We start from the raw sequence: 22,365 nt of genomic DNA on the forward strand, positions 1-22,365 counted from the left end.
CAGCAAGGCGCAGCTGCAAGCTGCAAGCTTCAAGCTATAAGCAAAAGCAGTGCGTATTGACTGTGCTTGAGGCTTGTAGCTTGAAGCTTGCAGCTGCTCCATCAAAACTTCACCTCAGGGGCTTTTTCGGCGTTGGGGCTGGTGGCTTCGAAGGTTTCGCGGATCGGCAGATCGCTGTACAGCACGCTGTGCCACAAACGACCGGGGAAGGTGCGGATTTCGGTGTTGTATTTCTGCACCGCCAGGATGAAGTCGCGACGAGCCACGGCGATGCGGTTCTCGGTGCCTTCGAGTTGTGATTGCAAGGCCAGGAAGTTCTGGTTGGCCTTGAGGTCCGGATAACGCTCGACCACCACCATCAGCCGGCTCAACGCACCACTCAACTGGTCCTGGGCCTGTTGGAACTGCTTGAGTTTTTCCGGGTTGTCCAGGGTACCGGCATCGACCTGGATGGACGTGGCCTTGGCCCGCGCCTCGACCACCGCCGTCAGGGTTTCCTGTTCGTGCTGCGCATAGCCCTTGACGGTTTCCACCAGGTTGGGGATCAGGTCGGCTCGGCGCTGGTACTGGTTCTGCACCTGTCCCCAGGCGGCCTTGGCCTGTTCGTCCAGGGTTGGAATATTGTTGATGCCGCAACCGGCCAGCAGCGTGGTGAACAGCATCAGCGCCAGTATTGGCAGGTGGCGAAGGTGATCGAGTCGTAGATTCATCGGTTGAAACTCCCCTATACAGTCCATTGAAGAAAACACAGCCACCTATCTCACCAGCGTCTGGGGCATAATCTGCCGCCGCCACGGGATTGAATCGGGTCGATGGGCTAAAAGATGCCCGGTGCGAAACTAAGTTCATCCGCGTGCGTTCGAAAACAGTGCTGCTCTTATTCAGACAATACTCGAACAACAATAGCCGCTCCTCACATTTTGCTGACCGGCGAGTCCTGATTACCGCCCTTAGGCTTGCGAGAAACCATTCATGAAGAAGCTGTGTTTGCTGGGCCTGTTCGTCACACTGGCCAGTCAATCCGTATTAGCCGACAACCTGCCAACCCCGATAGAGAACAAGAATGCCTTCATCAGCAACCTGATGAAGCAGATGACCCTCGAGGAAAAGATCGGCCAGTTGCGCCTGATCAGCATCGGCCCCGAGATGCCTCGGGAGATGATTCGCAAGGAAATCGCCGCCGGCAACATCGGCGGTACGTTCAACTCCATCACCCGGGATGAAAACCGCCCGATGCAGGACGCGGCCATGCGCAGCCGGCTGAAGATCCCGATGTTCTTCGCCTATGACGTGATCCACGGCCATCGCACGATTTTCCCGATCCCCCTGGCCCTGGCCTCCAGCTGGGACATGGACGCCATCTACCGCTCCGGCCGCGTCGCAGCCCAGGAAGCGGCGGCCGACAGCCTGGACATCACCTTCGCGCCGATGGTGGATATTTCCCGCGACCCCCGCTGGGGCAGGACCTCCGAGGGCTTTGGCGAGGACACTTACCTGGTGTCGCGCATCGCCGGGGTGATGGTCAAAGCGTTCCAGGGCAGTGGCGCCAACGCGGCCGACAGCATCATGGCCAGCGTCAAGCACTTCGCCCTGTACGGCGCAGTGGAAGGTGGCCGGGACTACAACATCGTGGACATGAGCCCGGTGAAAATGTACCAGGACTACCTGCCACCCTACCGAGCCGCCATCGATGCGGGTGCCGGCGGGGTGATGGTCGCGCTGAACTCCATCAACGGCGTGCCCGCCACCGCCAACACCTGGCTGATGCACGATCTGTTGCGCAAGGAATGGGGGTTCAAGGGCCTGGCGGTGAGTGACCACGGCGCCATCTTCGAACTGATCAAGCATGGCGTGGCCCGGGACGGTCGCGAAGCGGCGAAGCTGGCGATCAAGGCCGGCATCGACATGAGCATGAACGACTCGCTGTACGGCAAGGAGCTGCCTGGACTGCTCAAGGCCGGTGAAATCGAGCAGAGCGACATCGACAATGCGGTGCGCGAAGTCCTCGCCGCCAAATACGACATGGGCCTGTTCAAGGATCCGTACCTGCGCATCGGCAAGGCCGAGGACGACCCGGCCGACACCTACGCTGAAAGCCGCCTGCACCGCGACGATGCCCGTGACGTGGCCCGCCGCAGCCTGGTCCTGCTGGAAAACCGCAACCAGACCCTGCCCCTGAACAAAAACGCAAAAATCGCCCTGGTCGGACCGCTCGCCAAGGCTCCGATCGACATGATGGGCAGTTGGGCCGCTGCCGGGCGCCCTGCGCAATCGGTGACCTTGTTCGACGGCATGACCCGCGCACTGGGCGCAGAATCGAAACTGATCTACGCCCGTGGCGCCAACATCACCGGCGACAAGAAGGTGCTCGACTACCTGAACTTCCTCAACTTCGACGCCCCGGAAGTGGTGGATGACCCGCGCCCGGCCCAGGTGTTGATCGACGAAGCGGTAAAAGCCGCCAAGGATGCCGATGTGGTGGTGGCCGCCGTGGGTGAGTCGCGCGGTATGTCCCACGAATCCTCGAGCCGCACGGAACTGAGCATCCCCGCCAGCCAGCGCGAGTTGATCAAGGCCCTGAAGGCTACCGGTAAACCACTGGTGCTGGTGCTGATGAACGGCCGCCCGCTGGCGCTGGTGGATGAAAAGCAACAGGCCGATGCGATCCTGGAAACCTGGTTCAGCGGCACCGAAGGCGGCAACGCCATCGCCGACGTGTTGTTCGGCGACTACAACCCGTCGGGCAAACTGCCGATCTCCTTCCCGCGCTCGGTAGGACAGATTCCGACCTACTACAACCATCTGAGCATTGGTCGACCGTTCACGCCGGGCAAGCCGGGCAACTACACCTCGCAATACTTCGATGACACCACTGGCCCGCTCTACCCGTTCGGCTACGGCCTGAGCTACACCGAATTCAGCCTGACGGACATGGCCCTGTCGTCCACCACGCTGAACAAGACCGGCAAGCTCGATGCCAGCGTGACCCTGGAAAACACCGGCGAGCGTGACGGCGAAACCGTGGTGCAGCTCTACATCCAGGACGTGACCGGCTCGATCATCCGCCCAGTGAAGGAGCTGAAGAACTTCCGCAAGGTGATGCTCAAGGCTGGCGAGAAGAAAGTCATTCACTTCACCATCACCGAAGACGACTTGAAGTTCTACAACGCCCAGCTCAAATACGCCGCTGAACCGGGCAAGTTCAACGTCCAGATCGGCCTGGATTCCCAGGATGTGAAACAACAGAGTTTCGAGTTGCTCTGATTCATCAACAGCGCAAATAACCGTGGGAGCGAGCCTGCTCGCGATGAGGGCCTACCAGTCACCGCATCATTGACTGTCAGGCCGCCATCGCGAGCAGGCTCGCCCCCACATTGTTTTTGCTGAACCTTAACCCCGCCGCCCCAGCACATTCACCACCAACCGATCCACCAATCCCCACACCCGTTGCTTGACCCGTTTCCACAGTGGCCGGCGCTTCCAGGCGTCGAGACTGACCTCCAGGCTCTGGGCGAAGTCACGCTCGAAACTCGCCGCCACTGCCGTGCTGAGTGCGGAGTCGAGGGCTTCGAGGTTGGCTTCCAGATTGAAGCGCAGGTTCCAGTGATCGAAATTACAGGAGCCGATGCTGACCCAGTCGTCCACCAGCACCATCTTCAGGTGCAGGAAACACGGCTGGTATTCGAAGATTTTCACCCCAGCCTTGAGCAGACGCGGGTAATAACGGTGCCCGGCGTAGCGCACGGACGGGTGATCGGTGCGCGGGCCGGTGAGCAGCAGGCGCACATCGATGCCCCGGGCGGCAGCCTTGCGCAAGGAGCGACGCACGTTCCAGGTCGGCAAAAAATACGGGGTCGCCATCCAGATCCGCTTCTGGCCGCTGTTCAGGGCCCGGGACAACGATTGCAGGATGTCGCGATTCTGGCGGGCATCGGCATAAGCCACCCGCCCCATGCCCTCACCCATCGGCGGAACCCGGGGCAAGCGCGGCAAGCCGAAGTTGGAAGCCGGTTTCCAGGCACGGCGATGGCGGTTGGCGAGCCATTGGCGGTCAAACAGCAACTGCCAGTCGAGCACCAAGGGGCCGACGATTTCCACCATGACCTCGTGCCACTCGCAGCGGTCATCCAGCGGGCTCCAGAACTCATCGGTGACCCCGGTGCCGCCAACCACCGCCAGGCGCTGGTCCACCAACAGCAGCTTGCGGTGGTCCCGATATAAATTCCGTACCCAGCGGCGCCAACTCAGCCGATTGTAAAAACGCAGCTCCACGCCCGCCTCGATCAGGCGGTGGCGCAGGTCCTGGGTGAACGCCAGGCTGCCGTAGTCATCGAACAGGCAACGCACGCGAACACCGCGCTCGGCAGCTTGGACGAGTGCCTGAACCATCGCCTCGGCGCAAGTTCCCGCCTCCACCAGGTACAGCTCCAGCTCGACCTGTTCCTGGGCGCGGGCGATTTCCACCAGCATGCGCGGGAAAAACTGCGGGCCATCGATCAACAGCTCGAAGCGATTGCCCTCGCGCCACGGAAATACCGGGCCGCTCATGTCAGCGCGCCGTGAAAATCAGCACCGCATTCACCGGCACTGCGAGGCTGATGGCCGACAGCCCGGCCTGTTTGCGCAACTTCTCCAATCCCGGCGCCAGGCCGAAATCCGCGGCATTGAGCACCACCGGCTCCAGGGTCACGACCTGGAACCGTCGTTCATCCAGGCGCGTTGCCAGCAGTTCGGCCTGATACACATGTTGCTTGCCGTGCAGGTCAACGGTCAGCGGCAAACGCAGTTCCAGTTGAGCGCCGTTGGCCAGGTCCTGAATCGGTAACAGGTCGAGCTGCGCGGTAATGGCGGCGTCGGCAAATTGCTTGATCTCGAACAACTCGGCGCGCATGCGCTCGTCACGCAGGGGAATGCCACTGTTGACCGACTCCAGCTCCACTTCCAGCCGGACCATCCCCTTGGGCTGGACCTGACCATGAAGCACCAGGAAACGCTGGACCTCGGAAACGTTGCCGTTTTTGCTGCTGATAAACGACAGCCGCGACGATTCGCCGTCCAGATACCAATTGGCTTGGACCGGCAGCGCGGCGCAGGCCAGCAGCAAGGTCGCGACAGCGTGAGAAAAAGACCGCTTGAACATACACACTCGGAGGGCAGATAAACCTGTGGCGAACCTTAACCGGGCCGAGGGCACTTGCAAACCTTCTGTTTCAATCCTCTATGGGAATACACAGGTCCGGTCACGGCTCCAACCGACAGCCCTGCCGCTCCCCCAGCCATCGTGCGCTATTGCTTCGTCCCAACCCGGCGACGGTGATGCGTTTCGCTTCAGGCGTTTCGAGAAAATCGCTGATGGGCACCGACTGCTTTACATAGCCACGGCAATAGTCAGCCGGTTGCTCCATCACGTAGCGACACGAGCAATACTCCTTGGCGGTGTAGGCGCTGATGATGTCGGGGAAGGCCCGCAGCGCCACCCGCTCGAGCCAGATCCAGCCGAGCAGCGCCACAACAAGCACCGACATCAGCGTGAGCAGCGGTCTGCGTCTCATGGCTGCACCGTCCCGGCGAACGCCGCCATGGCTCGCTTGAGCAACTCGTTGTGGCGGTAGCTGCCGTCGCGGTCATCAGCGTAGCGCACGATCACCAACCGGGCGCTGGGGATCACGTACAACGCCTGCCCCCAATGGCCCAGCGCGGCAAACGTATCCGGCGGTGCATCGGGCCACGGGTGGATGGCCGGGTCGGCCGCGCGGTTGAGCCACCAATGCCCACCGGGCACCGCTTCATCCTGGCCGGCCCGGAAGCGGGCGAAGGGCTCGCGATTGAACGCCACCCAGGCTTGCGGGATCAGTTGCCGCTCGCCCCAGCGTCCCTCGCGTTGCATCAACAGCCCCACACGCGCCAGGTCCCGCGCCGTAAGGTAGGCGTAGGAGGACCCGACAAACGTGCCGGCGGCGTCGGTTTCCCAGGTGGCGTGGCGGATACCCAGCGGCTCGAACAGGGCCGTCCAGGGATAATCGGCATACCGCGCCGGGCCAACGATATTTTTCAATGCCGCTGCCAGCAGGTTGCTGTCACCACTGGAGTAACGAAACACCTGCCCCGGCGGCCTGTCGCGTTCATGCTGCGCAGTGAACGCCGCCATGTCATGACGCCCACGGGTATAAAGCATCGCCACCACCGAGGACTTGAGCGGTGCGTATTCGTAATCTTCCTGCCAATCCAGCCCCGAGGCCCAATGGAACAGATCGGCCAAGGTCATGTCCGGATGCTTGCTCAACGCCGGGTAATACCTGGCGGCAGGATCCTGCAGACTGAACAGCTTTTGCCCATAGGCCACGCCAAACACCGTCGCCATCAGGCTTTTGCTGATCGACCAGGTCAGGTGCGCAGTGTCGGCACGGGTGGGCCCGGCATAACGCTCGTAGACCAGCCGCCCGTCCAGGATCACCAGCAGCGCATCGGTACGGATGCCCTGGCGAGAGGCATCGTCGCGGGGTGGGAAGGCGTATTGCTCCAGGGCTTCGATGGCCGGCCCGGTGGGGGTCGGGCCGCTTGACCATTGCTCACCGGGCCAGTCTTCAGCCTGGGCGTACAGGTTGAGCAATAGCAGCGGGATCAGGAACCAGCCTTTGGACATGCTCGGGGCTCGCAGGATTGAACCTTCGGAGCCTATTCAGACTTGATGACAATTTGGGTATGGGTGGCATTTCCCTGTGGGAGCGAGCCTGCTCGCGATAGCGCTGGCTCAGCAGCATTGATGTCAACTGACACTCCGCTATCGCGAGCAGGCTCGCTCCCACAAAGGGTTATCCCAACGCCTTGGCCAACCGCTTGGCCCGCGCACCCGCCGCCATGTCCATCACGGCTTTATCTCGCGTCCACATCTCGCGCCACACCGCCGGGCCGGCGGCCAGGGCGTCGTTCAGTTCTTCATCGAGCCCGTTGAACTGGGCGAACAACCCACCCAGCAGCACATGCCCGGCCGCGCTGGACGGGTTGTGACGGCTCACTTCAGCGCAACCGGCCAGCAATCCCAGCAGACGCAGCTGCAGGGCTTGGGGCCAAGCGCACTCCTGCCCCACGCCATACAGCCAGGCGGCCATGGCACTGAGCACATAAAGGTCTTCCAAGGTGCGGAACGGTTTGACGTAGGCGTCCCAACCGTCCCCGGCCAACAACTCGCACAGCGCGCCATCAAGCAGCACCCGGCCATGGCTGATGTCTGGCATCAGGGCGATGGCCGGGAGTTTTTCCAGGGTCACGCCCGGCTCTCCGGGATAAACCACCGCAAGATTCAACCGCGGCGGCTCGCCGGGTGCTTCGCTGCGGGCGGCAATCAGCAGCCACTCGGCGGCATCGCCCGCGGTAACGAAATCCTTGCGCCCGTTCAATCGCAGGTCGGTGATGCGAGTCTGCATGTCCGCCGGGCGCAGGCTGCGCTGCTCCGTGGCGCACAAGGCGCCCAGGCTCTGGGGCGCGCTCGGCCAAAGCACCCGCAGCGCCGCCTGATACCCCACCAGAAAAGCCAACCCCGGCGTTGCCATCAATCGCGCCCCCATGACGGCCAGTTCGAACGGCGTAACCGGCCCCAGACGTTGCAGCAAGGCCGCATAACCCTCAGCCAGGTCCGGATGGGCGGGCAACCGTTCGCCGCGTTCGATCAGGTTTTGCCAGGGCATGGGAGGCTCCTCAATGGGCTGTCATATAAGCATCACCAAAGCTTCATGGCGATGACACCGGGGCTACATAGCCTGACTTTGCACAACATGGCTGCATAAAGAAAGTCGATCGGCTGCAACTGAACAGCCCGCACGGAGATTCGCTATGACTCAGATCGCCCGCATCAGCGACACTGGCAATGAACGCCGCCTGCAAGCCGAACGCCTGATTGGCGCCAAGGCTTTGCAAGAAGCCCAGGCCCTGCGCTTCAACGTCTTCAGCGGCGAATTCAACGCCAAGCTCAAAGGCGCGGAAATGGGTCTGGACATGGATGACTATGATGTTCACTGCGCCCACATCGGCGTACGCGACCTGAATACCGGCCGACTCGTGGCGACGACACGCCTGCTCGATCACCACGCCGCCAGCAGCCTGGGCCGGTTCTACAGTGAAGAAGAGTTCAACCTTCACGGCCTGGTCCATCTCAAGGGCCCGATCCTGGAAATCGGCCGCACCTGCGTCGACCCGGCCTACCGCAACGGCGGCACCATCGCTGTATTGTGGGGCGAACTGGCCGAGGTGCTGAACGAGGGCGGCTACAGCTACCTGATGGGATGCGCGAGCATTCCAATGCAGGACGGCGGCGTCCAGGCCCAAGCGATCATGCAGCGTCTGCGCGAACGTTATCTGTGCACCGAACACCTGCGGGCGGTGCCGAAAAAACCGTTGCCGGCCCTGGACGTACCGTCCAACGTCATCGCCGAAATGCCGCCTCTGCTCAAGGCTTACATGCGCCTGGGCGCGAAGATTTGCGGTGAGCCGTGCTGGGATGAGGATTTCCAGGTGGCCGACGTGTTCATCCTGCTCAAGCGTGACGAACTCTGCCCACGCTACGCCCGCCACTTCAAGGCAGCGGTGTGATGAGTCGGTTGCGGGTGTACGCGCGAATCGCGCGAGTGTTGCTGGTGGTGACGCTGGGCCTGAGCATGGCCAGCGTATTCGGGCTGTTCGAACGGTTGGGTGTGGCCAACTCCATGGTGCGCCGCCAGCGCTGGTCGCGTTTTTTCATGGCGCGCCTGAGCAATGCCCTGCCCTTCTGCGTGACGGTGCACGGGCAAATGCCGCAACAGCCCATGCTGTGGGTCAGCAACCATGTGTCCTGGACCGATATCCCGCTGCTGGGCATGCTCACGCCAATGTCGTTCCTGTCCAAGGCCGAAGTACGCACCTGGCCAGTGGCCGGATGGTTGGCGGCCAAGGCTGGCAGCCTGTTTATCCGGCGCGGCTCGGGCGACAGCCAGTTGATCCGCAAGCAAATGAGCCGACACCTGGAACAGGCCCATCCGCTGCTGATGTTTCCCGAAGGCACCACCACCGATGGCCGCTCCCTGCGCACTTTCCACGGTCGTTTATTGTCGGCGGCCATCGATGCGGACGTGGCGCTGCAACCGGTGGCGATCCGCTACCTGCGCAACGGTGAACCGGACTCGCTGGCGCCGTTCGTTGGCGATGATGATTTGCTGTCGCACCTGATGCGCCTGTTCGCCAATGACCGGGGCGAGGTGCACATCCATCTGCTGGAACCGATTGCCTGCCACGGCCAGGAGCGAGCTGCCCTGGCCTTCCAGGCGCAACAGGCGGTGCACAAGGCATTGTTTGGCGAAATCCCACAAAAGCAGCAAGTGCCGATGCGGCCTGCGATCGCGGCCTGATCCGGCGGCCCTATGCAGAGCCCTTGTGGGAGCGAGCCTGCTCGCGATAGCGGTCAGTCAGTTGGTTCTTGACTGCCAGGCCTTCATCGCGAGCAGGCTCGCTCACACATTTGAACTTCAGTGACGGCAAGAACCGGCTCCAACATCACCCCTGCCGTGTTGTCTGGCTCAACGCAAAATCCTGCAACTGCGGGTAGAACAGCTGAAAGTCTTCGCTCAACGGTTCATAGAGCCTGATCAATTCTTCCATGGCCCCGGCCAGCTCCTCCGGCCGGGACAGGCGTCGGGAAATCCCCCGCAATACTTGCCCAAGCACATCGAATTCTCGATAAGACCCCAGCCAGTCATCCGCCGCCATGTAAGGCGCGATTTGCGCCAGACGCCCAGGCAACTGCGGCTCGGCGGCGAGCACTCGGTAGACCTGGGAGGTGAAATCCATCAACGGCCCTTCGCCATACAGCGCCCAGTCCCGGGCCAGGCAATGATCAAAAAACACGTCGAGCACAATTCCGGCATAGCGCCGCCGTACGGTGGAAAAGCGCGACAAAGCGATATCCACCACGGGGTGGCGATCGGTGTACATGTCGATGCGTCGATGCAGGGCAATCGCCGCTTCGATCTGCGGATCGTACAGGCCTTGCAACGGCCCTTTGACGAAGTCGCCGTAGAGGCTGCCGAGCAGTCGTTCCCGGCCGGGGCCGCCGAGGTGCAGGTGTGCGAGATAGTTCATGGCGCGAAGCTTAGCACCGCCGCGCCAATATCGTTATAACCCGATATAGCGATTTATTCGGTTTTCAGATCAAATCCATATTGGTGTATCGCGAAATAACGATTTAAAGTTCGCCCCATCGCGATATAGCGTTTTACTCATTCCGAGCAACCAACCATGCCCCTCGACCTCGACGAAATAATAAAAGCCCTGGCACACCCAGTACGGCGAGACATCCTCAACTGGCTCAAAGACCCCAAGGTCCAGTTCCCCGAACAGTTGCACAACCACGAATTCGGCATTTGCGCCGGGCAGATCGACCAGCGTTGCGGCCTGTCGCAGTCCACGGTGTCCGCCCATCTGGCGGTGTTGCAACGGGCGGGGCTAATCACCAGCCAGAAGGTCGGTCAATGGCATTTCTTCAAACGCAACGAGGACGTGATCCAGCAGTTCCTCAAGCAAATGAGCCAAGAGCTCTGACCCGACAAGGATCCACCATGCCCCTCTCACTTCTCATCCTGGCCCTGAGCGCCTTCGCCATCGGCACCACCGAGTTCGTCATCATGGGCCTGTTGCCTGAGGTGGCGGCCGACCTGGGTGTATCGATTCCCGGCGCCGGCTGGCTGGTGACCGGCTACGCCCTGGGCGTGGCCATCGGGGCACCGTTCATGGCCCTGGCCACCGCACGGTCGCCGCGCAAGGCCGCCCTGGTCGCGCTGATGGGGATCTTCATCGTCGGCAACCTGCTCTGCGCCATCGCCAGTGATTACAACGTGCTGATGTTCGCCAGGGTCGTCACCGCCCTGTGCCATGGCGCGTTCTTCGGCATCGGTTCGGTGGTGGCCGCCGGCCTGGTGGCACCCAACAAGCGCGCCTCGGCCGTGGCCCTGATGTTCACCGGCCTGACCCTGGCCAACGTACTCGGCGTACCGCTGGGCACCGCGCTGGGTCAGGAAGCCGGCTGGCGCTCGACCTTCTGGGCCGTGACCGTCATCGGCGTGATTGCACTGATCGGCCTGATCCGCTTTCTGCCGGCCAAGCGCGATGAAGAAAAACTCGACATGCGCTCGGAACTCGTCGCCCTCAAGGGCGCAGGCCTGTGGCTGTCCCTGAGCATGACCGCGCTGTTCTCCGCCTCGGTGTTCACCCTGTTCACTTACGTCGCCCCGCTGCTGGGAGAAGTCACTGGCGTATCGCCCCGCGGCGTGACCTGGACCCTGGTGCTGATCGGCCTGGGCCTGACTCTGGGCAATATCATCGGCGGCAAGCTGGCGGACAAGAGCCTGGCGAACACGCTGATGGGGGTTTTCACCACCATGGCTGTGGTGTCCACCGTATTGAGCTGGACCAGCGTCGCGCTGATCCCCACTGAAATCACCCTGTTCCTCTGGGCCACCGCCTGCTTCGCCGCCGTGCCGGCCCTGCAAGTCAACGTGGTGACCTTCGGCAAAGACGCGCCAAACCTGGTTTCCACCCTGAACATCGGCGCCTTCAACATCGGCAACGCCTTGGGCGCCTGGGTCGGCGGCAGTGTCATCGACCACGGCCTGGGCCTGACCAGCGTGCCCCTGGCCGCCGGTGCGCTGGCCGTGCTGGCGCTGCTGGTCACCCTGATCACTTTCCGCCAGGGCGGCAATGCCGACCTGGCCCCTGCCACTCACTGACTTTTAACCCTTAACTTTCGAGGTTGTAATTGATGACGACTATTTTCGATCCAATCAAACTCGGCGACATCGAGCTGAAGAACCGCATCATCATGGCGCCGCTCACCCGCTGCCGTGCCGACGCCGGCCGTGTGCCCAACGCGCTGATGGCCGAGTACTACGTGCAGCGTGCCTCCGCTGGCCTGATCCTCAGCGAAGCCACCTCTGTCACGCCCATGGGCGTGGGCTACCCCGATACCCCCGGCATCTGGTCCAACGACCAGGTGCGCGGCTGGAGCAACGTGACCAAGGCCATCCACGGCGCCGGCGGCAAGATTTTCCTGCAACTGTGGCACGTGGGCCGGATCTCCCATCCGTCTTACCTGAACGGCGAATTGCCGGTGGCGCCCAGCGCCATCCAGCCCAAGGGCCATGTAAGTCTGGTGCGTCCGCTGGCCGACTACCCGACGCCACGCGCGCTGGAAACCGAGGAGATCGCCGATATCATTGAGGCTTACCGCGTAGGCGCCGAGAACGCCAAGGCCGCCGGTTTCGACGGCGTGGAAATCCATGGCGCCAACGGCTACCTGCTCGACCAGTTCCTGCAAAGCAGCACCAACCAGCGCACCGACAACTATGGCGGCTCCCTGGAAAACCGTGCCCGCCTGCTGCTGGAAGTGACCGACGCTGCCATTGAAGTCTGGGGCGCCGGCCGGGTTGGCGTGCACCTGGCACCACGCGCCGACTCCCATGACATGGGCGACGAGAACCGCCTGGAAACCTTCAGCTATGTGGCCCGCGAATTGGGCAAGCGTGGCATCGCCTTTATCTGCTCCCGTGAAAAGGAAGGCGAAGACAGCATCGGCCCGCAGCTCAAGCAAGCTTTCGGTGGCCCGTACATTGCCAACGAACGTTTCACCAAGGACAGCGCCAACGCCTGGCTGGCCGAGGGCAAAGCGGATGCCGTTGCCTTTGGTGTGCCGTTCATTGCCAACCCGGACCTGCCGGCGCGCTTGAAAGCTGACGCACCGCTGAACGAGCCGCATCCGGAAACGTTCTATGGGAAAGGCCCGGTGGGTTACATCGATTACCCCGTGATGTAAATAAAAAACCGGCCTTACAAAAAGCCCCGACTCGCAAGAGCCGGGGCTTTTTTACATCTGTTGACGGCTGACGCAATCAAACTCCGCAAACATCGAAACATCAAATAACAACACCACACTTACTCACTATGGATTAACACACCGGACAGCGCTAATAATAAGCCCGAACAACAACCCACTCAACCAATGGATTTAACCGACATCTATCAAACTTAATAAGCAACTTCAATTCTTGTAAAAAACAACACTAAACCGAGCAACTTCAATTACGCACCATTATCTTACGCAGGCTTTAGCGCGCCTCGTAATACATGAGAGACACATTACAATGAACATGATGAAAAACTTAATCCTCGCTCTGCTACTGGGACCGGCAGCCGTCGCCACCAGCCTGGCCAACACCGGCATCACCGTGGAGCTGGTAAACAAAACTTCTCACGCCTTGGAAATGACCAACATTTTAAGTGAGCAACCCACGCCCCCGGACATGTCCTTGAGCGCTTATGATGTCCCCGCCAAAACAACCCGCGAATTCTATTTCGCCCATAACAGGAAATTCACTTATCCCGCTGCTGGCTGGCAACCGACGCTGAGAAAAATCAAACCGATTGAATTAGTTCTCTCCTATCAAATGAGCACCTTCAACTTCGGCTGCCAAATGCAAACCCGCTTTGAAGCCCCCATCGGTTTTGGCGTCCTGGAATCCAGTTACAGCCCAAACAGAAAAAGCAAAACTGCGTATACCGGCAATGGTGAATACACCTGCCGCTCGGAAATCTTTCAGAAGATGCTCGAACCCCCTTTCAACTATTCCGTGCGCCTCATTGTTGAATAAACCGGAGGGTCGGTAACAGGCCGGCACGACAAGTACAGGCGCCTCAATGGCGCCGGTACATCAACACGCCATAATCCTCCTGCACAATAGCGACTCGCGAGCGATCAACGTGTCTGCAGTTCGTCTATAAATGACTCTGCCGGGATCAAGGCCCGGCGGGGTCCTCGCCGTTCAGCTATTGACACAAACCGATGAAATTGAGCATTTTGTTTTATTTGCGCAGGTTGGGGCTCAGGTGCAGCATATCCAGCCCGATCTCCACCCAGCGCTCGGCCTCACCCGCCAGTGCGAAGCTGTCGGGAGCCAGTAGCCACTGGTACAAAATGCCGTCGATGTAGGCATGAATGGCGACTGCTGCCCTTTCGGGATCCAGATCGCCCGGCAACTGGCCACGCTTCATCGCATTGCGCAACGACAACGCGATACGCACGTTGCAATCGAGACTGACCTGGCGCCGCTGCTGGCGCAAATCGCACATTTCATCGGTGAATTCGCACTTATGAAACAAAATCTCATTAATGCGTCGGGTTTTCGGGTCCAGGGCCACCTGTTGGAACAACCGCACCAGCAGCTTGCGAACACAACCCAGGGGGTCAAGCTCCTCTTCACTTTCACTGGCGCGGGCCAGATCGTCGAGCGGCTCGTGCAACGTATCGAGCATGGCCTGGAGCAGGTCCGCCTTATTGCTGAAATGCCAGTAGATGGCACCGCGCGTTACACCGGCCAGCGTCGCGATGTCAGCCAGTGTCGTGCGGGCCACACCGCGCTCGAAAAAGGCTTTTTCGGCCGCTTCGAGTATCTGGCTGCGAGTCTCCAGAGCTTCCTCTTTGGTACGACGGACCATGGCAGTAAACACCTCAATCAGGATGCGTAAGCAATGCGTAAGGATCAACTGAACAAAATGTGAGGCGGCGTTCTTCACAACGCTTCTGCGACCTGCGCAGGCCTTTTGTCAGGCTTTTGTAAATACCGATGGTACGCAATTTGGGTGTTTACAAACAACCGTGTACGTAAGTATATTTCTTAGCATCCTACTAATTGTTTATCTCGCTCTTTTTCACCTTCCACTTTCTTGTGCGCCTCTTACGCGCCTGGACCCGAGGATTTCCATGCAATTCAAGCCAGCTGTTACCGCTCTGGTTACCGCCATCGCCCTGGCATCGCTGCTCAGCGGATGTAAAAAGGAAGAGGCGGCACCTGCCGCACCGGCTCCTCAGGTCGGCGTCGTAACCCTCAAGACCCAGCCGTTCACCCTGACGTCGGAGCTTCCCGGTCGCACCAGCGCGTTCCGCATCGCGGAAGTTCGTCCGCAAGTCAACGGCATCATCCTCAAGCGTCTGTTCAAGGAAGGTGCCGACGTCAAGGCCGGCCAGCAGCTGTATCAGATTGACCCGGCCATGTACGAAGCGACCCTCAAAAGCGCCGAAGCAAACCTGCGCTCAACCAAGTCCATTTCCGATCGCTATAAACAATTGGTGGACGAACAGGCCGTCAGCCGCCAGGAATACGACACCGCCGTGGCCAACCGCCTGGAGTCGGAAGCCAATCTGCAAACCGCCCGGATCAACGTGCGCTACACCAAGGTTTACGCGCCGATTTCCGGTCGCATCGGTCGCTCCTCGGTGACCGAGGGTGCGCTGGTCAGCAACGGCCAGGCCGATGCCCTGGCAACCATTCAGCAACTGGACCCGATCTACGTCGACGTGACGCAGAGTTCCGTGGAACTGCTGCAACTGCGCCGTGAACTGGAAAGCGGCCGCCTGCAGAAGGCTGGCGACAACGCCGCCATGGTCAAACTGACCCTGGAAGACGGCAGCCAATATGCCCATGAGGGCAAGCTGGAGTTCTCCGAAGTGTCGGTCGACCAGACCACCGGTTCGGTAACCCTGCGCGCGGTGTTCCCTAACCCTGACCACACCCTGCTGCCGGGCATGTTCGTCCACGCGCAATTGCAGGCCGGGGTCAACAGCGCGGCGATTCTTGCGCCGCAGCAAGGCGTGACCCGCGACCTCAAAGGCATGCCGACCGCCCTGGTGGTGGGCCCGGACAACAAGGTCGAGCTGCGCCAGCTCAAGGCCAGCCGTACCGTCGGTAGCCAATGGCTGATCGAAGACGGGCTCAAGGCTGGCGATCGTTTGATCACCGAAGGGTTGCAGTACGTACGGCCAGGGGTGGAAGTCAAAGCCACTGAGGCCACCAACGTTGGCGCAAAGAACCCGGCCCCCGCACAGGCAGCTGACAAAGCCGCCGGCGGCAAAGGGGAGTAAACCATGTCGAAATTTTTTATCGACCGTCCGATTTTCGCCTGGGTTATCGCCCTGGTGATCATGTTGGTCGGGGCCCTGTCGATCCTCAAATTGCCGATCAACCAATACCCCAGCATCGCGCCGCCGGCCATTGCGATCCAGGTCACCTACCCGGGCGCATCCGCGCAGACCGTGCAGGACACCGTGGTGCAGGTCATCGAGCAACAGCTCAACGGCATCGATAACCTGCGTTATGTCTCCTCGGAAAGTAACTCCGACGGCAGCATGACCATCACGGCGACCTTCGAACAAGGCACCAACTCCGATACCGCCCAGGTCCAGGTCCAGAACAAGTTGAACCTGGCCACTCCGCTGCTGCCGCAAGAAGTGCAGCAACAGGGCATCCGCGTGACCAAGTCAGTGAGAAACTTCCTGATGGTGATCGGCGTGGTGTCGCGCGACGGCAGCATGACCCGGGAAGACCTGTCCAACTACATCGTGTCCAACATGCAGGACCCGATCTCGCGCACAGCCGGTGTCGGTGACTTCCAGGTCTTCGGTGCCCAGTACGCAATGCGAATCTGGCTCGACCCGGCCAAGCTGAATAACTACAGCCTGACCCCGGTAGATGTGACCAACGCCATTTCCGCGCAGAACGTCCAGATCGCTTCCGGCCAACTCGGCGGCCTGCCTGCCCTGCCCGGTCAGCAACTGAACGCCACCATTATTGGCAAGACCCGCCTGCAGACCGCCGAACAGTTCAAGGCCATCTTGCTCAAGGTCAATCCGGATGGCTCGCAAGTGCGCGTCGGCGACGTGGCAGATGTCGCCCTGGGCGGCGAGAGCTACAGCATCAATGCCCAGTTCAACGGTGCCCCGGCCTCCGGTCTGGCAGTGAGACTGGCCACCGGTGCCAACGCCCTCGACACGGCCAAGGCCCTGCGCCAGACCGTCGAAGATCTCAAGCCGTTCTTCCCGCAAGGCCTGGAAGTGGTGTTCCCCTACGACACCACACCGGTGGTGAGCGAGTCGATCAAGGGTGTGGTTGAAACCCTGATCGAAGCGGTTGCCCTGGTGTTCCTGGTGATGTTCCTGTTCCTGCAGAACTTCCGCGCCACCATCATCACCACAATGACGGTGCCGGTGGTATTGCTCGGCACTTTCGGGATCCTCGCGGCATTCGGCTTCAGCATCAACACCCTGACCATGTTCGGCATGGTGCTGGCCATCGGTTTGCTGGTGGACGATGCCATCGTCGTGGTGGAGAACGTCGAACGGGTCATGAGTGAAGAAGGCCTGTCACCCAAGGAAGCCACCAAAAAATCCATGGGCCAGATCCAGGGCGCGCTGGTGGGTATCGCTCTGGTGCTCTCGGCGGTACTGCTGCCGATGGCGTTTTTTGGCGGCTCCACCGGCGTGATCTACAAGCAGTTCTCCATCACCATCGTCTCGGCCATGGCCCTGTCGGTACTGGTGGCCCTGATTTTCACTCCGGCCCTGTGCGCCACCATGCTCAAGCCCATTCCAAAGGGTGAGCACGGCACGCCGAAACGCGGCTTCTTCGGCTGGTTCAACCGCACCTTCGACCGCGGCGTCAGAAGCTACGAGCGCGGCGTGGGCAACATGCTCAAGCACAAGGCGCCGTACCTGCTAGCCTATGTGATCATCGTGGTTGGCATGGTCTGGCTGTTCACCCGCATCCCGACGGCGTTCCTGCCGGAAGAAGACCAGGGCGTGCTGTTTGCCCAGGTGCAGACCCCGGCCGGTTCCAGCGCCGAACGGACCCAGGTGGTGGTGGACAACATGCGCGAGTTCCTGCTGCGTCCAAGCAAGGATGGCGGTGAAGGCGATGGCGTGGCCTCGGTGTTCACCGTAACCGGCTTCAACTTCGCCGGTCGTGGCCAGAGCTCCGGCCTGGCGTTCATCATGCTCAAGCCGTGGGAAGAGCGTGACGCTGAGAACACCGTGTTCAAAATCGCTGGCCGCGCCCAGCAACACTTCTTCACCTTCCGCGACGCAATGGTGTTTGCCTTCGCTCCGCCGGCGGTGATGGAACTGGGTAACGCCACCGGTTTCGACGTGTTCCTGCAGGACCGCGCCGGCATCGGCCATGAGAAGCTGATGGAAGCCCGTAACCAGTTCCTGGGCATGGCTTCCCAGAGCAAGATTCTCTCCCAGGTGCGTCCGAACGGCCTGAATGACGAGCCGCAGTACCAGTTGGAAATCGATGACGAGAAGGCCAGCGCCCTGGGCATTACCCTCTCGGACATCAACAACACCCTGTCGATTGCCCTGGGCAGTAGCTACGTGAACGACTTCATCGACCGTGGTCGGGTGAAGCGGGTGTACGTCCAAGGTCAGCCGAATGCACGCATGAGCCCCGAAGACCTGCAGAAGTGGTATGTGCGCAACAGCGCCGGGACTATGGTGCCGTTCAGCGCATTCGCCAAGGGCGAATGGGTCTACGGCTCGCCGAAACTGGCCCGTTACAACGGCGTGGAAGCAATGGAAATTCTGGGGTCCCCGGCCCCGGGTTACTCCACCGGTGAAGCCATGGCCGAAGTCGAGGCCATCGCCCAGAAACTGCCGGCCGGCGTCGGTATTTCCTGGACGGGTCTGTCCTACGAGGAACGTCTTTCCGGCTCCCAGGCGCCTGCGTTGTACGCCTTGTCGCTGCTGATGGTATTCCTCTGCCTGGCGGCGCTGTATGAAAGCTGGTCGATTCCGATCGCGGTCATGCTCGTGGTACCACTGGGGATCATCGGTGCCTTGATGGCGACCAGCCTGCGCGGCCTGTCCAACGACGTGTACTTCCAGGTGGGCTTGTTGACGACCATCGGTCTGGCGGCGAAAAACGCTATTCTGATCGTGGAATTCGCCAAGGAACTCCACGAACAGGGCCGCACGCTGGTGGAAGCCGCCATTGAAGCCTGTAGGATGCGTCTAAGGCCGATCATCATGACGTCCCTGGCGTTCGTCCTCGGCGTGGTGCCGTTGGCGATTTCCACTGGCGCAGGTTCAGGCAGCCAGCACGCCATCGGCACCGGTGTGATCGGCGGTATGTTGACCGCCACCATCCTGGCGATTTTCTGGGTGCCATTGTTCTTCGTGACTGTGTCGTCGATAGGCCGTCGCAAAAATATCGACCAGGACGACACTCCTGAAACTTCTAAAGAGGCTGGCCAATGAGCAAGTCGCTCCTCTCTCTGACCATCGCCGCCGTCGTGCTCAGCGGCTGCTCGCTGATCCCCGATTATCAGCGGCCCGAAGCACCGGTCGCCACGCAGTACCCGCAAGGTCCGGCCTACGAGCCGGCCAAGGCGGCCAGCCAGGCCGCCGCCGAACAGGGCTGGAAACAGTTTTTCCATGACCCGGCCTTGCAACAGCTGATCCAGGTTGCCCTGGAAAACAACCGTGACCTGCGCGTCGCGGCGCTGAATATCGATGCTTACGCCGCGCAATACCGCATCCAGCGGGCGGACCTGTTCCCAGCGGTCTCGGCCACCGGTTCCGGTAGCCGTCAGCGAGTGCCGGCACGGGCGTCGCAAACCGGAGAGGCGGCCATCAGCAGCTCATACTCCGCGACCCTGGGCATCAGTGCTTATGAACTGGACCTGTTCGGCCGGGTGCGCAGCCTGAGCGAGCAAGCGTTGCAAAGCTACTTCGCCACCGAAGAGGCCCGTCGCAGTACCCAGATCAGCCTGGTGGCCAGCGTTGCCAACGCCTACCTGACCTGGCAGGCCGACAAGGAACTGCTCAAGCTGACCCAGGAAACCCTGGGCACCTACGAGCAAAGCCTCAAGCTGACCTCCCGCAGCGCCGAAGTCGGCGTGGCCTCGGCCCTGGACCTGAGCCAGGCACGCACGGCGGTGGAAAACGCCCGCGTACAACTGGCGCGCTACACCCGCCAGGTGGCTCAGGATGAAAACAGCCTGACCCTGCTGCTGGGCACCGGTCTGCCGTCCAACCTGAGCACCCAACCGCTGAGCGATGACCTGCTCAGCGAAGTGCCGGCGGGGTTGCCGTCAGACCTGTTGCAACGTCGCCCGGACATCCTCCAGGCCGAACGCAACCTGCTGGCCGCCAACGCCAACATCGGCGCCGCACGGGCCGCGTTCTTCCCCAGCATCAGCCTGACGGCCAACGCCGGCACCCTGAGCCCGGACCTGTCCGGCCTGTTCAAGGGCGGTTCGGGCACCTGGACCTTCGCCCCGCAAATCAACCTGCCGATCTTCAACGCCGGCAGCCTGCGGGCAAGCCTGGATTACGCCAAAATCCAGAAAGACATCAACGTCGCCAATTACGAGAAGTCGATTCAGACCGCGTTTCAGGAAGTCTCCGACGGCCTGGCCGCACGCCGGACCTACAATGAACAGTTGCAGGCCCAGACCGCCTTCGTCGCCGCCAACCAGGACTACTACAGCCTGGCCGAGCGTCGCTACCGAATCGGCGTCGACAGCAACCTGACCTTCCTCGACGCCCAACGTCAGTTGTTCAGCGCCCAACAATCGCTGATCACCGACCGCCTGGCGCAACTGACCAGCGAGGTCAATCTGTACAAGGCGTTGGGCGGTGGTTGGAATGCCGAACCCGGCAAGAACGAACCGGTGGCGGAGAAAGCGCCGCCGTTGAAACTGTTCTGACTTGATGCCTGAACGCTGAAACACGAAGCCCACCGGAAGGTGGGCTTTTTGTTTGTGCACGCTGTGTGGGAGCAAGGCTTGCCCGCGATGGCGGCCTGACAGTCGGCCAGGGTTTTGTTGGTTGCGTACATATCCGTTTCTGCGGTAACGGCGACTTAGGGTTCCGCCCTTACGGCGGGTCACTTTCGAAAATCCGGAAGCCGGCCCAGGCGAAAGTAACCAAAGCGCTTCTGCCCCACCACTCGGTGCCTCGCCTAGGCTCGGCATGCCCTCACTCCGGCATTGCTCCGTGGGCCGCCGCGAAGGGCCATCCATGGCCCAGCGCGGCTACCTCGGCATCCATGCCGAGGTGCCCACTGCGCAATGCCTGCGTTCGGCCAGCGTGGTTAACGGGGCGCCCGAGATCAACGTCCACCGCGAGGCGGCCTGATAGCCGACCTGGCTCTCCCGGTCGTACGCCGATCCCATTGTGGGAGCGAGCTTGCTCGCGAAGAGGCCAGCACATCCAACATCGCCGCAAACTGACCCTACGCTATCGCGAGCAGGCTCGCTCCCACATAGGTTTGCGGGTGTTCACAACATTCGCACACGATACAAAAACCTGTGGGAGCGAGCTTGTTCGCGATGACGCCAGCACATCCAACACCACCGCAAACTGTCCCTCCGCCATCGCGAGCAAGCTCGCTCCCACAGTTGGATCGGGGTATGGCCGGAGAGACAGGTCGGCTGTCATACAGCCTTCGCGAGCGGGCTCGCTCTCACAATGGGATCGGCGTACGACCGGGAGAGCCAGGTCGGCTACTAGGCCGCCTCGCTTTTAATTTTGATCTCGGGCGCCCCGTTAACCACGCTGGCCGAACGCAGCGTTGCGCAGTGGGCCCACGGAGCAATGCCGGAGTGAGGGCACACCGAGCCTAAGCGAGGTGCCGAGTGGTGGGGCAAAAGCGCTTTGCTTACTTTCGCCTGGGCCGGCTTCCGGATTTTCGAAAGTGAGTCGCTGTAAAAGCGAAACCATAAGCGGCCGTTACCGCAGAAACGGATATGTACGCAATCAACAAAACCCTGGCCGGCTGTCAGGCTGCCATCGCGATCAGGCTCACTCCCACAAAGATCCAATCAGTTTTTGCCGTTCGATAATCGCCCAAAACCCGCAAACGACAATTGAACCGATCCCAGCCGGCCCTTCACCATCCCTAGCACAAAACCAATAACAACAGGTTCGATGCCATGCCCATAGACCCCGCCTCATCCGGCTGATCCTTCGATCGCCTTACCGTCCAGCTCCACAGTGCCGACTGCAACCCAAGGTTGCGGCAGCGACCCGCTTTGCCCACAAAAACTAGAGACATGCCCATGAAACCTACACAGCATTTATTCCCCAGTCTTATCGCTATCGCCCTGTCTGGCGCCACCCTGCCCGTCCTGGCCGCAGAGTCGGGTTTTGTCGAGGACGCCAAGGTCAATCTCAACCTGCGCAACTTCTACATCAACCGCAACTTCACCAACCCGGATAACGCCCAAAGCAAAGCCGAGGAATGGACCCAGAGTTTCATTCTCGACGCCAAGTCCGGCTTCACCCAGGGCACAGTCGGTTTCGGTATGGACGTGCTGGGCATGTACTCGCTCAAGCTCGACGGCGGTCGCGGCACTGCCAATACCGCCTTGTTGCCGGTGCATGACGATGGCCGTCCGGCCGATGACTTTGGTCGCCTGGGTGTCGCACTCAAGGCCAAGGTGTCGAAAACCGAATTGAAGGTGGGCGAATGGATGCCGGTGCTGCCAATCCTGCGCTCTGACGACGGTCGCTCC

The 22,365-nt window shown here is 61.1% G+C and carries 20 protein-coding genes; 12 read left to right on the forward strand and 8 right to left on the reverse strand.

Annotated elements, in window-relative coordinates; genetic code table 11:
* Nucleotides 1-101 precede the first annotated feature (101 nt).
* Entirely contained in the window at nt 102-710 is a 609-nt protein-coding gene (locus PSEUDOMOFG3G_RS19910) for a LemA family protein (protein WP_047228016.1), read from the reverse strand.
* A 262-nt stretch (nt 711-972) separates the two neighbouring features.
* Here PSEUDOMOFG3G_RS19910 and bglX point away from each other — a divergent pair, with 262 nt between their 5' ends.
* Complete coding sequence (gene bglX, locus PSEUDOMOFG3G_RS19915; RefSeq protein ID WP_139050942.1) at nt 973-3,264, forward strand: beta-glucosidase BglX; 2,292 nt, start codon at nt 973-975, stop codon at nt 3,262-3,264.
* A gap of 126 nt (nt 3,265-3,390) precedes the next feature.
* Here bglX and PSEUDOMOFG3G_RS19920 read toward each other — a convergent pair whose 3' ends face one another.
* The 5 genes from PSEUDOMOFG3G_RS19920 to PSEUDOMOFG3G_RS19940 form a co-directional block, all read right to left on the reverse strand.
* Nucleotides 3,391-4,548 (reverse strand): phosphatidylserine/phosphatidylglycerophosphate/cardiolipin synthase family protein, encoded by a 1,158-nt coding sequence (locus PSEUDOMOFG3G_RS19920; RefSeq protein ID WP_107322061.1) that lies wholly within the window; start codon nt 4,546-4,548, stop codon nt 3,391-3,393.
* A 1-nt stretch (nt 4,549) separates the two neighbouring features.
* Nucleotides 4,550-5,140 (reverse strand): YceI family protein, encoded by a 591-nt coding sequence (locus PSEUDOMOFG3G_RS19925; protein WP_139050943.1) that lies wholly within the window; start codon nt 5,138-5,140, stop codon nt 4,550-4,552.
* A 100-nt stretch (nt 5,141-5,240) separates the two neighbouring features.
* Nucleotides 5,241-5,552, reverse strand: coding sequence for a hypothetical protein (locus PSEUDOMOFG3G_RS19930; RefSeq protein WP_047228020.1), 312 nt, complete (start codon nt 5,550-5,552; stop codon nt 5,241-5,243).
* Complete coding sequence (locus tag PSEUDOMOFG3G_RS19935) at nt 5,549-6,643, reverse strand: serine hydrolase (RefSeq protein ID WP_139050944.1); 1,095 nt, start codon at nt 6,641-6,643, stop codon at nt 5,549-5,551. The genes PSEUDOMOFG3G_RS19930 and PSEUDOMOFG3G_RS19935 overlap by 4 nt, the downstream gene beginning before the upstream one ends.
* 169 nt (nt 6,644-6,812) lie before the next feature.
* Entirely contained in the window at nt 6,813-7,685 is an 873-nt protein-coding gene (locus PSEUDOMOFG3G_RS19940) for an acyl-CoA dehydrogenase (protein ID WP_139050945.1), read from the reverse strand.
* A gap of 145 nt (nt 7,686-7,830) precedes the next feature.
* On the opposite strand from PSEUDOMOFG3G_RS19940, the gene olsB reads away from it, so the two are divergent.
* Entirely contained in the window at nt 7,831-8,586 is a 756-nt protein-coding gene (olsB, locus tag PSEUDOMOFG3G_RS19945; RefSeq protein ID WP_047228023.1) for an L-ornithine N(alpha)-acyltransferase, read from the forward strand.
* Nucleotides 8,586-9,377, forward strand: coding sequence for a lysophospholipid acyltransferase family protein (locus tag PSEUDOMOFG3G_RS19950; RefSeq protein ID WP_047228024.1), 792 nt, complete (start codon nt 8,586-8,588; stop codon nt 9,375-9,377). The genes olsB and PSEUDOMOFG3G_RS19950 overlap by 1 nt, the downstream gene beginning before the upstream one ends.
* Before the next feature lie 145 nt (nt 9,378-9,522).
* On the opposite strand, the gene PSEUDOMOFG3G_RS19955 is transcribed toward PSEUDOMOFG3G_RS19950, so the two are convergent.
* On the reverse strand, nt 9,523-10,107 hold the full coding sequence (locus PSEUDOMOFG3G_RS19955) for an ACP phosphodiesterase (RefSeq protein ID WP_047228025.1): 585 nt from the start codon (nt 10,105-10,107) through the stop codon (nt 9,523-9,525).
* A 156-nt stretch (nt 10,108-10,263) separates the two neighbouring features.
* Between PSEUDOMOFG3G_RS19955 and PSEUDOMOFG3G_RS19960 the strand changes: the two genes are divergently transcribed.
* From PSEUDOMOFG3G_RS19960 to PSEUDOMOFG3G_RS19975, 4 genes are all read left to right on the forward strand, one after another.
* Complete coding sequence (locus PSEUDOMOFG3G_RS19960) at nt 10,264-10,566, forward strand: helix-turn-helix transcriptional regulator (RefSeq protein WP_047228026.1); 303 nt, start codon at nt 10,264-10,266, stop codon at nt 10,564-10,566.
* 17 nt (nt 10,567-10,583) lie between these two features.
* Nucleotides 10,584-11,750 carry an MFS transporter gene (locus tag PSEUDOMOFG3G_RS19965; protein ID WP_139050946.1) on the forward strand — a complete coding sequence of 389 codons (1,167 nt, stop codon included), beginning with the start codon at nt 10,584-10,586 and terminating at the stop codon, nt 11,748-11,750.
* A gap of 32 nt (nt 11,751-11,782) precedes the next feature.
* A complete protein-coding gene (locus tag PSEUDOMOFG3G_RS19970; protein ID WP_076386007.1) occupies nt 11,783-12,832 on the forward strand; it encodes an alkene reductase in 1,050 nt (349 codons plus the stop codon).
* 328 nt (nt 12,833-13,160) lie between these two features.
* Nucleotides 13,161-13,667 (forward strand): hypothetical protein, encoded by a 507-nt coding sequence (locus tag PSEUDOMOFG3G_RS19975; protein ID WP_139050947.1) that lies wholly within the window; start codon nt 13,161-13,163, stop codon nt 13,665-13,667.
* Between the two features lie 211 nt (nt 13,668-13,878).
* Here the strand turns inward: PSEUDOMOFG3G_RS19975 and PSEUDOMOFG3G_RS19980 are convergent, their stop codons facing one another.
* Nucleotides 13,879-14,511 carry a TetR family transcriptional regulator gene (locus PSEUDOMOFG3G_RS19980; RefSeq protein WP_139050948.1) on the reverse strand — a complete coding sequence of 211 codons (633 nt, stop codon included), beginning with the start codon at nt 14,509-14,511 and terminating at the stop codon, nt 13,879-13,881.
* Between the two features lie 265 nt (nt 14,512-14,776).
* Here PSEUDOMOFG3G_RS19980 and PSEUDOMOFG3G_RS19985 point away from each other — a divergent pair, with 265 nt between their 5' ends.
* From PSEUDOMOFG3G_RS19985 to PSEUDOMOFG3G_RS20005, 5 genes are all read left to right on the forward strand, one after another.
* Nucleotides 14,777-15,934, forward strand: coding sequence for an efflux RND transporter periplasmic adaptor subunit (locus tag PSEUDOMOFG3G_RS19985; RefSeq protein WP_139050949.1), 1,158 nt, complete (start codon nt 14,777-14,779; stop codon nt 15,932-15,934).
* 3 nt (nt 15,935-15,937) lie between these two features.
* Nucleotides 15,938-19,102 carry an efflux RND transporter permease subunit EmhB gene (emhB, locus tag PSEUDOMOFG3G_RS19990; RefSeq protein WP_139050950.1) on the forward strand — a complete coding sequence of 1,055 codons (3,165 nt, stop codon included), beginning with the start codon at nt 15,938-15,940 and terminating at the stop codon, nt 19,100-19,102.
* The gene (gene adeC, locus PSEUDOMOFG3G_RS19995) at nt 19,099-20,556 is read left to right on the forward strand and encodes an AdeC/AdeK/OprM family multidrug efflux complex outer membrane factor (RefSeq protein WP_047228033.1); all 1,458 of its coding nucleotides are present in this window, start codon (nt 19,099-19,101) and stop codon (nt 20,554-20,556) included. The genes emhB and adeC overlap by 4 nt, the downstream gene beginning before the upstream one ends.
* A 265-nt stretch (nt 20,557-20,821) precedes the next feature.
* Nucleotides 20,822-20,986, forward strand: a complete 165-nt coding sequence (locus tag PSEUDOMOFG3G_RS20000; protein WP_153387482.1) for a hypothetical protein — start codon at nt 20,822-20,824, stop codon at nt 20,984-20,986.
* Nucleotides 20,987-21,909: 923 nt separating this feature from the next.
* The coding region (locus tag PSEUDOMOFG3G_RS20005; protein WP_139050952.1) for an OprD family outer membrane porin at nt 21,910-22,365 on the forward strand (456 nt) is incomplete at its 3' end.

This window comes from Pseudomonas sp. FG-3G, assembly GCF_901007645.1.
GTDB classification, from domain to species: Bacteria; Pseudomonadota; Gammaproteobacteria; order Pseudomonadales; family Pseudomonadaceae; genus Aquipseudomonas; species Aquipseudomonas rhizophila.

Excerpts from the sequence above, each read along its gene's own strand:
- PSEUDOMOFG3G_RS19910 (WP_047228016.1), bottom strand. The coding sequence starts at position 710 with ATGAATCTACGACTCGATCACCTTCGCCACCTGCCAATACTGGCGCTG.
- PSEUDOMOFG3G_RS19975 (WP_139050947.1), top strand. The coding sequence starts at position 13,161 with ATGAACATGATGAAAAACTTAATCCTCGCTCTGCTACTGGGACCGGCA.
- PSEUDOMOFG3G_RS19935 (WP_139050944.1), bottom strand. The coding sequence starts at position 6,643 with ATGTCCAAAGGCTGGTTCCTGATCCCGCTGCTATTGCTCAACCTGTAC.
- PSEUDOMOFG3G_RS19955 (WP_047228025.1), bottom strand. The coding sequence starts at position 10,107 with ATGAACTATCTCGCACACCTGCACCTCGGCGGCCCCGGCCGGGAACGA.
- PSEUDOMOFG3G_RS19970 (WP_076386007.1), top strand. The coding sequence starts at position 11,783 with ATGACGACTATTTTCGATCCAATCAAACTCGGCGACATCGAGCTGAAG.
- PSEUDOMOFG3G_RS19965 (WP_139050946.1), top strand. The coding sequence starts at position 10,584 with ATGCCCCTCTCACTTCTCATCCTGGCCCTGAGCGCCTTCGCCATCGGC.
- PSEUDOMOFG3G_RS19960 (WP_047228026.1), top strand. The coding sequence starts at position 10,264 with ATGCCCCTCGACCTCGACGAAATAATAAAAGCCCTGGCACACCCAGTA.
- PSEUDOMOFG3G_RS19920 (WP_107322061.1), bottom strand. The coding sequence starts at position 4,548 with ATGAGCGGCCCGGTATTTCCGTGGCGCGAGGGCAATCGCTTCGAGCTG.
- emhB (WP_139050950.1), top strand. The coding sequence starts at position 15,938 with ATGTCGAAATTTTTTATCGACCGTCCGATTTTCGCCTGGGTTATCGCC.
- PSEUDOMOFG3G_RS20000 (WP_153387482.1), top strand. The coding sequence starts at position 20,822 with ATGCCCTCACTCCGGCATTGCTCCGTGGGCCGCCGCGAAGGGCCATCC.
- bglX (WP_139050942.1), top strand. The coding sequence starts at position 973 with ATGAAGAAGCTGTGTTTGCTGGGCCTGTTCGTCACACTGGCCAGTCAA.
- adeC (WP_047228033.1), top strand. The coding sequence starts at position 19,099 with ATGAGCAAGTCGCTCCTCTCTCTGACCATCGCCGCCGTCGTGCTCAGC.
- PSEUDOMOFG3G_RS19925 (WP_139050943.1), bottom strand. The coding sequence starts at position 5,140 with ATGTTCAAGCGGTCTTTTTCTCACGCTGTCGCGACCTTGCTGCTGGCC.
- olsB (WP_047228023.1), top strand. The coding sequence starts at position 7,831 with ATGACTCAGATCGCCCGCATCAGCGACACTGGCAATGAACGCCGCCTG.
- PSEUDOMOFG3G_RS19985 (WP_139050949.1), top strand. The coding sequence starts at position 14,777 with ATGCAATTCAAGCCAGCTGTTACCGCTCTGGTTACCGCCATCGCCCTG.
- PSEUDOMOFG3G_RS19940 (WP_139050945.1), bottom strand. The coding sequence starts at position 7,685 with ATGCCCTGGCAAAACCTGATCGAACGCGGCGAACGGTTGCCCGCCCAT.
- PSEUDOMOFG3G_RS19980 (WP_139050948.1), bottom strand. The coding sequence starts at position 14,511 with ATGGTCCGTCGTACCAAAGAGGAAGCTCTGGAGACTCGCAGCCAGATA.
- PSEUDOMOFG3G_RS19930 (WP_047228020.1), bottom strand. The coding sequence starts at position 5,552 with ATGAGACGCAGACCGCTGCTCACGCTGATGTCGGTGCTTGTTGTGGCG.
- PSEUDOMOFG3G_RS19950 (WP_047228024.1), top strand. The coding sequence starts at position 8,586 with ATGAGTCGGTTGCGGGTGTACGCGCGAATCGCGCGAGTGTTGCTGGTG.